Origin of the sequence: Mesorhizobium sp. M5C.F.Ca.IN.020.29.1.1 (genome assembly GCF_003997375.1) — a bacterium.
In the GTDB taxonomy this organism is placed as follows: Bacteria; Pseudomonadota; Alphaproteobacteria; order Rhizobiales; family Rhizobiaceae; genus Mesorhizobium; species Mesorhizobium wenxiniae.
On the sequence record NZ_RZSW01000278.1, the window covers coordinates 1 to 7,857 of the forward strand.

The following is a 7,857-nucleotide window of genomic DNA, read 5'->3' on the forward strand; positions in this document are numbered from 1 at the left end:
GCTGGGCGCGGCGACAGTGTCCACCGAGGGGGTTGTCGCGCATTTCGAGATCGTCATCCGCCAGTTGGCCGTCGCCTGCTTCTGCACCGGCTCGGCTGATCTGGCGGCGTTGCGTCAGGCGCGCTTGCTTGAGCCGGGCAAACCCTCAAGCACATTGGACCGCCTCCGCGCTCCGGACGCAGTTGACGTGGGCTCAGCCAGAGGCGTACCGGCATTCTGGAGGCCGAATAGGTCTTAGCGGAAACTCTGCTACGGTTCACGAATATGGAGCGTTTGGCAGAGCAGCGCAGCCAGCTAGCTCGGGTAGGAAGACGCCAGTGATATCATTCAAAGGCGCGATCAATGTTCTTCTCCGGATGCTCGGACTGTCGAAGTCCGAACCAGTGGAACCTCTGGGCGGGTGGCGGCCGGTCATCGGATTAGAGTGTTGGAAGAATGCTGGACGGCCGCCCCCTCTTATGTGGAAGGCATGTAACGCGCGGACGCGCGCCACCTTCAAAGCAGAGCTCACCTGTTCGAACGGTCATGGAGTGTCACTGCGTAGACACTCGATTGCTGCGGATGGAAGGGTGTTGCCGAGTGTCGTATGCCTGGCGCCTGGTTGCAGCTTCCACGATTTCGTACGGCTCAACGGCTGGTCGGCAGGCGCTCTGTGACTTTGCTTAGGCTGCGGCGAGAACGTCGTCTTCGCCTGCCAGCGCCGACGCCTCGATACGAACTCCCTCATTATCGAAGGCATAAAGGATCGAGATGCGCTTCCCGTCCCACACGTAGCGAAAGTGCACCGTCTGCCGAGATCGCTCCAAGACGTCTCCCGTCACTATGGCGAGGCAAATGCCGGCCGGCCGCTCGACGGGACGGAAGAGGATGCCCTGGGCGCCCTCCGGCATCTTGGCCCCGATCTCGCGCCGCCGCTTCTCGTCCAGCCCAGCAGGCAACCCTTCAATATCGCGAAGATCCCACAAGGTGCCGTTGACTGGGGTGCATAGCATCCGCATGTCAAGCCCGATTGACGCCTCCTCAGTCGCCTTTAGGAAGGTTTCCCGCTTTGCGACGGATACCGCCAAAGCCGTTTGCCGCTCAAATGCGATCTCAAGGCACGGCCGGTCCTCACCAAAGAACGTAGTGCCATCGGGGTTACCGTATGCGAACGGCGCAAGGTTCCAATTCTGGAGCCGCGGGTCCGCACTGGCGTCGCCCTGCGTCGCCTGTTTCAGCCGGTCGAGGGAGCGAAGTCTGGGGTTGGTGAGGTTCTCAAGAGAGACGATCTCGTCCTGCCGATCACTGTTGATCAACCCCTCATAGACGTTGACTGGAGGAAAGCGGGACGGGATGAGCCGGAACGCGTCTCCGGACCACTTCACCAAAGGAGCGTTCTCAAGCGCCACGCTGGGCATCGAGGTATCTCCTTACGCGAATGATGCCCGACATGCCCTCAAGCATAACGTCGAGAGCGCTAGCGCCGTCAAAGTACCGGTTCTTTGCACGCACCCAAGCCTCACCACGCTCGTTCTGCGTGAAAAGGATGCGCAAAGATTTCCAGATCCCGAGCATGTGGGAGACTCGCTCCCGGGTGTCGGGGGGCGGCGTTCCGCCCTCCTTCTTCCACTTGAAGAAGGTCGATCTCCCCGGGGATCCGAGTAAGGTGATCTGTTCTTCGGTCGAAAGGTGCCACTTCCCTGCGACGGCGAAAAACGCCTCTAGCTCGACCGGAATCGTAGGTTGCCCAGCGCCCTGCCGGGCGGCGGGTGCTTCAACATGCATCAAACTCCTCCTGTCTAAAAATGGACTTGACTGGCAGACCGGTCCCGATATAGACCAGTCCACATCGGGACTCGAATCAAAGAATAGTCCAAACAAGTCTGACGTCAAGAGTCTGGCTGCAAGAGCCCCGGCCATACGGAGAATAGCGATGAACAAAGTAGTGGAAATGGAAGGCCGCACTCGCGGCGTTAACTACCCGGTCAATGGAATCGACGTGGAGTTCTCGGACAACGTCATTACCGGCCGCGAAGCACTCACGCATTCGGGCAACGTGCCCGCGAGCGAGCACCAACTCATCTTGGTCCGCGATCGCCGAACCCATCTGATCGGCACCGACGACGACATTGACCTCAAGAAGGAAAGGGGCGGCATCCTGCGCGCCTTCCTATCGGACCGCACCTATGGCTTCACCGTCGATGAAGTTGGTCAGGTATGGGGCACCGACGATATCGAGGTTGATGAATTCCTGTCGATCTGGCCTCCCCTCGACGGGCACCATTGGGTTCTCGAGCGCGAGGAGGAGCCGGACACGGTGCTTCGCCACGGCGGGTTGCTGTCGTTCGGTGAAAACGGCGTCGAGGATGTCGTCTCCCGCAAAGACGCGCATCCCGACAAGGTGCTCGTAACGGTAGTTACCACGGCGGGCACCTTCCCCGCCGAGGGAGCTAAGCGCTACCCGGCCTCAACTCCGATCACTCAGGTGCTCGCCGATGCGGCGCGCAAACTCCATCTCACCGGCACTGAGGGTTGGGTCGTCACAGTCGCCGGTCACGACGTAAGCCCGACGCAGACCCTCGCCGAGGCTGGTTTGGTCGGGCAGGTCGCGCTTGAATGGGGTGCGCGCGAGGGAGGCGGCGGTGCTTGAAGCGCTTTCCCGTGCGGCGTTCGACCGCGACATAGGGCGCATCGATCCACGATCCGCCCAAATGTACCGCTGGTCGATTCTTGAGTCGAGCTTCCCAATCCTGGACGTTCTTTTTGACCATAACACGGCCGCGCCGCTGAGGCTCCGCCTGAACTGTACCGAATGGGACGAGCTTCCCCCCGCAATCGAGCTTCTCGACAGCAAGGGAAGGCACTTGGATACGGCACCGCCGAATGGTGGTGGCGTATTCAACGGAGGCCCACATCCGAATACCGGGCGGCCGTTTGTCTGCATGCGGGGTGCGCGCGAGTATCACGTGCACTCCAGCCACACGACCGACCTCTGGGACAACTACCGCGGTGTGTCCGGAATGGACCTCGGCGGCATCGTGCTCCAGCTCTGGCGGGCATGGAAGAGGAGCGTCGGATGAGCGCCGTAATATGCACGCGCGAGATGTTGCGTACGACCATCGACATTCTCAGGCGCGGCGGAGAATGCCGCCATGAGCGAGTTGTACTGTGGCTATCGACCGCTGCCGTGCGCACGCCGGCTTCTATCATCGAGGTATACGAACCTGAGCAGATTGCGGACATCGACTACTTCAAACTGCCGCCGGCCTCTATGCAGGCCCTCATGGATCATCTCAGGTCTACTCGGCGACGGATCGTAGCGCAGATCCACACCCATCCAGGTCGCGCCTACCATTCCGATGTCGACGCCAAGTGGGCGATCATCCGGCACGTGGGTGCGCTTTCGCTCGTCCTCCCCCACTTTGCCGCAACGACCACCCCGGAGAACTTCCTGACGGAGGTCATGACGTACGAGTACTCGCCGGCCGGAGGTTGGGACCACTGCTCGAACTCGGGCCTCGATGCTCGTCTGATGGTAACGGCATGAGCACCGCCGCTCAGCAGAACGCACTAATGCTGGCCGCCCACATAGGCGTCAACGAGGTCGAAGCCAGCGAGCGGCTGAAGCGTACTGTACTCGTAACCACCGAACCCGGGTGGAAGTCGGCTTGGGCTTATGAGGTCGGTCAGCTCCTTGGGCGCACGGTCGAGGCCAAGTTCGATCTCGATGACACGGCGCCCGATTTGGAGTTGATCATAGGCTCTAGCGCTCCTCGCACAGGAGCCAGGCGCCTTTACGCGGACCTTGGCGCAATCGATGCAGCCATCTCCCTTTTGCCCACGGAGCGGCATTTCGATAAGCCTCATGGTCTCCATGCCGCGGCTGCTGCCTGTGCGGCTGCTGCGGCTGCGGTGTATGTCGTTATCGACGATACCGCGCTACCCGCAGTACGGCTGCCTATGCGCCTCGATTATGCGCAACTTGGGATTCCAAAGGGGGCGCTGTCTGGGTCGATTGAGCTGCAGGACGCAGTCATGGCCGGCGCTGGCGCTGTAGCGCACGGGTTCCTTCGCGCCGCGCGGCATCTGAACGTCCGTGGCGATTTGGCAATCGTCGACCCCAAAGTGGTTCAGGCCGGCATTTTGAATCGCTGCATGTACCTTCGGGACGAGGACGTAGGGAGGGACAAGGCCGTGGCGCTCGCTGAGCGCGCCCAGTCCGAGTTTCCCAATCTGGCAATTCGGCCGTACGTAACCGATTTCAAGGCACTTGTCCGCGATCTTCGTCATCCCCCGCAAACGGCCTTCGTAACTGTCGACAGTCGGCTCGCGCGTCGGTCAATCCAACTTGAGGTGCCTCACCGCATTATCGACGCCTCTACCACCGATGTGCGTGGTGTGGTGGTCCACTCGAACGTCCTGCCAACAGATCACGCATGCCTGGCCTGCATCTACCGGCATGTCCCAGAGGAGTTTGCGCGCGAACGGTCAATCGCGGAGGGTCTTGGGGTCGATATCGCGGATGTGCGTGTCGGTCTGATTACCGAGGACATCGCGCATCGGATAGTGAGAACGCATCCCTCATTCACCGCGGCGGAGCTAATCGGCATCGCGTTCGACACCTTGTTTCGCCAGATCTGTGCCGAGCAGGCGCTGGCGACACCCGAAGGCCGGCAGGTGCTAGCACCGTTTGCGTTCGTCTCCGCCTGGGCCGGCGTACTGATGGCAGTTGAGATGCTCAGGTCGTTTGCGGGAGCAGCCACCACGAACTATTGGTCGATCGATCCATGGAACCTGCCAATCGCACGGGGACGAACGCTGCGCCCGCGGCACCCCGACTGCCAATTCTGTTCAAGGCCAGAGTACGAACCGGTCATTCGGAAGCTTTGGGGTGAGCTGGGCTGAAGTGCGTTGGTCGTTTGCCATTGTGGCTGCCTGCGCTTCGCACAGCCTAAGGCCAATAGGCGAGCATTGGCGGGAAAAGATAATCGCACCTAGAAGGCCACCGTAATCCTGTGATCCGCGGCTTCTTGAAGGACTTGTTTGTTAACGAGGTCGCTAATCGCACGTTCGACCGATTCTTCTTGGTACTCTCCCTTCAGGCTTTCAACGATCATACGTCGGTCTGGAATAACGGGTCCTATGGCCTCTTCGTATCGGCCTTCCTCCAAAGCTACCGGGTCGTTGACCCTTGTCTTTGCAGCCAGGACGCAAACCTGTTGAAAAACAGCCTTTTCCACGGGGTCATGTATCTTAACGAAATGTGCCGATAGCCTCCGCACGAGTTCCGCAACTGAAATCGCTAGGCCTCCGCCCAGCAGCGCGGCAGATGGGGCGCTCGCAACCAAGACAGCAATGCCTGCAACACCAAACATGCTGTCTAAAATGGCAGGTGAGACGCGAAAAACTGCGTTATGACTAATCCGCACATGCATCAGCAGACGGCCGTTGAAGCGGGCGGGAGGTTCCTGGAGCGCCTTCGACTCGAAATTTTCTGTCAGTGTCTCATGGAAGCCGGCCATCGCTTCTAAAACTCGTGGCCCATGAGGAACCTGAGCCGTTGCGAAAGAGGGATCGGCCCGCACGAGCTTCGCGTGGGCTTCGCCAGGCAACCGGTGTAAATCGGTATCGAACTGCCAATTGTTGGTCGCGACCAACTGCAAGGCATCCGCGTAGGCGATAATTGGACGCCGATCAGTAAATTGGTTTTCCATATCCCGCCCCAGTTGAGATCTAGGATAATGCCATAGGCACCAATCCTCGCAAGGCTCGGGGATTCACCGGACGCAACTCTAATCCCCCAAATCGTCAGCAGATGTAGCCTGTTGAACCGGTCACCGAAGGGTTTTGGCAGCGCTTCCTCAACATGCAGCCACCAAATGAGTGTCAGGCACCAAGCAAGTGCTTGGAGATTAAGACTCGGGCTACCCTTATCTAAACGAATCAAGCACATAATGGTCACGGCAAGCTATGAAGTCGTTTGTCGCGATTTGGGTCGGTGATTGCTTGGGTTCAAAATCCGCCAGAAGTTCTGAAAGCGCTGAGAGAGACGCGATACTTTTTGGGGATTCTTGACGCATGCGCTTTGTGCATGCCCCAACTGGGCACTGAAAAGTCGACGTTTTTCTAGTTCATCGCGGGCAGGGGCGTGACTATGGGCAAATTTGCAACTGCAGTTATCGCAGCGTCTTGGGTCCGAGAACTAGTGGCTCCGGCCGAGGTCTATGACCTTGCCGCGCGCGGCGTTGCAAAGATTTCGCCTTCGAGCGCCCCATCAACGTTTGCAAGCCACGGTAAGGCTATGGTGTGCGATTTGCAGCAAGGCCTCGCGTACGTTTGGGTCGGAGGACACGGTTTTGCTTGAGTTCCGTACCGCACCCGCCCTTGAGGAGTTTGCTGCCGTTGTTTCGGCAGCGCTGTCCACCCACCAGCCGAATAGGAGGCAACGGGATGCGATTGAGGCTGGGCCCCGCGTGCCCCTGTTGGTCGTAGCAGGGCCAGGCACGGGAAAGACGACTACGCTCGTGCTGCGCGCCCTGCGGTTCACTTTCGTGGATGGCATCGCGCCCGAGGACATCTTGATCACGACTTTCACGGAGAAGGCCGGGCGAGAGATACGCTCCCGATTAATTGAATGGGGGACTAGTTTGCGCGCCTACCTGATCGCAAAGGCGCGAGACGCGGGCGACGAGGAGCATGTGCGCCACCTCACCAAGGTAGATGTGAACCGATACATAGCCGGCACGCTGGACAGCATCTGCGAGGATGCGGTGCGGGACATGCGCGAGCCAAACGAGGCCCCGCCTGTCATCCTCGAACCATCGGCCGCTCGAGCAGTCCTTTATCGCAGAGGCGAAGTTTGGTCGGAACTCCAGAAGCTAGGGGACCCCTTTAAGGCTTATCTCGGACGCTACGGGTTCTCCGGCGACCCCACGCGGAACAACGGCGAAGCGACTGAGATCGTCCGGACGATAATCGATCGCCTAGTGCAAGACCGAGTGAACCTGAGCAGCTATGCCGCTCCCCACACCGACAAAGTGTTCAGACAGGCCATTCTCCGAATTAAAGAGCGTTACGAATCACATCTATCGAGGACCAACCAAATGGACTTCGCGCTGCTCGAGCAGCGCTTCCTGGATCGTCTGGTCGCAGGCAGGCTTCCCCGCAGCATGCAGTCACTTCACATGCTTCTGGTCGACGAGTACCAAGATACCAACCCGTTACAAGAGGCGATTTATTTCGAGTTGGTGCTCCGCACAGGTTGCTCGATGACCGTTGTGGGTGATGACGACCAGTCGCTGTATCGCTTCCGAGGCGCCACTATCGAACTGTTCCGCGACTTTCGGGAGCGAGCCAGCGCCGAATTGGGATGCGGGGAACCGCAACTTGTGTGTTTGGAAGAGAACTATCGGTCGTCCGAGCAGATCGTGGAATTCTTCTCCCAGCATATCGGGAACGATCCGGACTTTGAGCCGGCACGGGTCATTCTTCCGTCCCCGCTTCAGCGGCGGGTAGTGTCAACTTCCGGCCATGCCGGTATTGGTGTGATTGGCATGTTTCGGGACGATCCGGCGACGCTGGCAGCGGATCTAGCCGACTTTTTGCACCGGGTCTTCCGACAGGGTGGTCGCATACCGCTCTCCAACGAAGACACGCTCCTTGAGCCCATCCTACCCGCAGATCCGGGTGGCGACCTGGGCGATGCTGTCTTGCTCGCCTCAACTGTGAATGAGCGGGGACGCCCCTTCCGAGGCATATGCGCTAAGATAGCTTCGGCATGGACTGAAATTTGCGCTTTCGTGGTGGTTCACGCCATCGATGTCGCAAGGCATGGAGATTTTGGCGCAGGGTTGCCAAGGGAGGTTGAGCAAAGATCGC

General features: G+C 59.5%; 8 protein-coding genes and 1 pseudogene. 6 read left to right on the forward strand and 3 right to left on the reverse strand.

The genetic code is table 11. The features are described 5' to 3' along the window. A pseudogene (locus EOA85_RS39160) lies at positions 1–238 on the forward strand (hypothetical protein); the annotation flags it as partial. Positions 239–662: 424 nt separating this feature from the next. Here EOA85_RS39160 and EOA85_RS21015 read toward each other — a convergent pair. Together EOA85_RS21015 and EOA85_RS21020 are read right to left on the reverse strand one after the other, a co-directional pair. Continuing rightward, complete coding sequence (locus tag EOA85_RS21015) at positions 663–1,397, reverse strand: RES family NAD+ phosphorylase (protein WP_127211018.1); 735 nt, start codon at positions 1,395–1,397, stop codon at positions 663–665. Further along, positions 1,378–1,764, reverse strand: a complete 387-nt coding sequence (locus EOA85_RS21020; RefSeq protein WP_127211019.1) for an MbcA/ParS/Xre antitoxin family protein — start codon at positions 1,762–1,764, stop codon at positions 1,378–1,380. The genes EOA85_RS21015 and EOA85_RS21020 overlap by 20 nt, the downstream gene beginning before the upstream one ends. 148 nt (positions 1,765–1,912) lie before the next feature. On the opposite strand from EOA85_RS21020, the gene EOA85_RS21025 reads away from it, so the two are divergent. From EOA85_RS21025 to EOA85_RS21040, 4 genes are read left to right on the forward strand one after another with little or no spacing between them, the layout of a single operon-like run. Then, a complete protein-coding gene (locus tag EOA85_RS21025; RefSeq protein WP_127211020.1) occupies positions 1,913–2,629 on the forward strand; it encodes a multiubiquitin domain-containing protein in 717 nt (238 codons plus the stop codon). After that, positions 2,622–3,059: a putative metal-binding protein gene (locus tag EOA85_RS21030; RefSeq protein WP_127211021.1), complete on the forward strand. Its 438-nt coding sequence runs from the start codon at positions 2,622–2,624 to the stop codon at positions 3,057–3,059. The genes EOA85_RS21025 and EOA85_RS21030 overlap by 8 nt, the downstream gene beginning before the upstream one ends. Continuing rightward, positions 3,056–3,526 (forward strand): Mov34/MPN/PAD-1 family protein, encoded by a 471-nt coding sequence (locus EOA85_RS21035; RefSeq protein ID WP_127211022.1) that lies wholly within the window; start codon positions 3,056–3,058, stop codon positions 3,524–3,526. The genes EOA85_RS21030 and EOA85_RS21035 overlap by 4 nt, the downstream gene beginning before the upstream one ends. Next, on the forward strand, positions 3,523–4,884 hold the full coding sequence (locus EOA85_RS21040; protein ID WP_127211023.1) for a ThiF family adenylyltransferase: 1,362 nt from the start codon (positions 3,523–3,525) through the stop codon (positions 4,882–4,884). Before EOA85_RS21035 ends, EOA85_RS21040 begins: the two co-directional genes overlap by 4 nt. Before the next feature lie 89 nt (positions 4,885–4,973). Here EOA85_RS21040 and EOA85_RS21045 read toward each other — a convergent pair whose 3' ends face one another. Next, a complete protein-coding gene (locus EOA85_RS21045) occupies positions 4,974–5,693 on the reverse strand; it encodes a hypothetical protein (protein WP_127211024.1) in 720 nt (239 codons plus the stop codon). 510 nt (positions 5,694–6,203) lie between these two features. On the opposite strand from EOA85_RS21045, the gene EOA85_RS21050 reads away from it, so the two are divergent. Continuing rightward, on the forward strand, positions 6,204–7,857 hold a 1,654-nt coding region (locus EOA85_RS21050; protein WP_245485917.1), incomplete at its 3' end, for a UvrD-helicase domain-containing protein.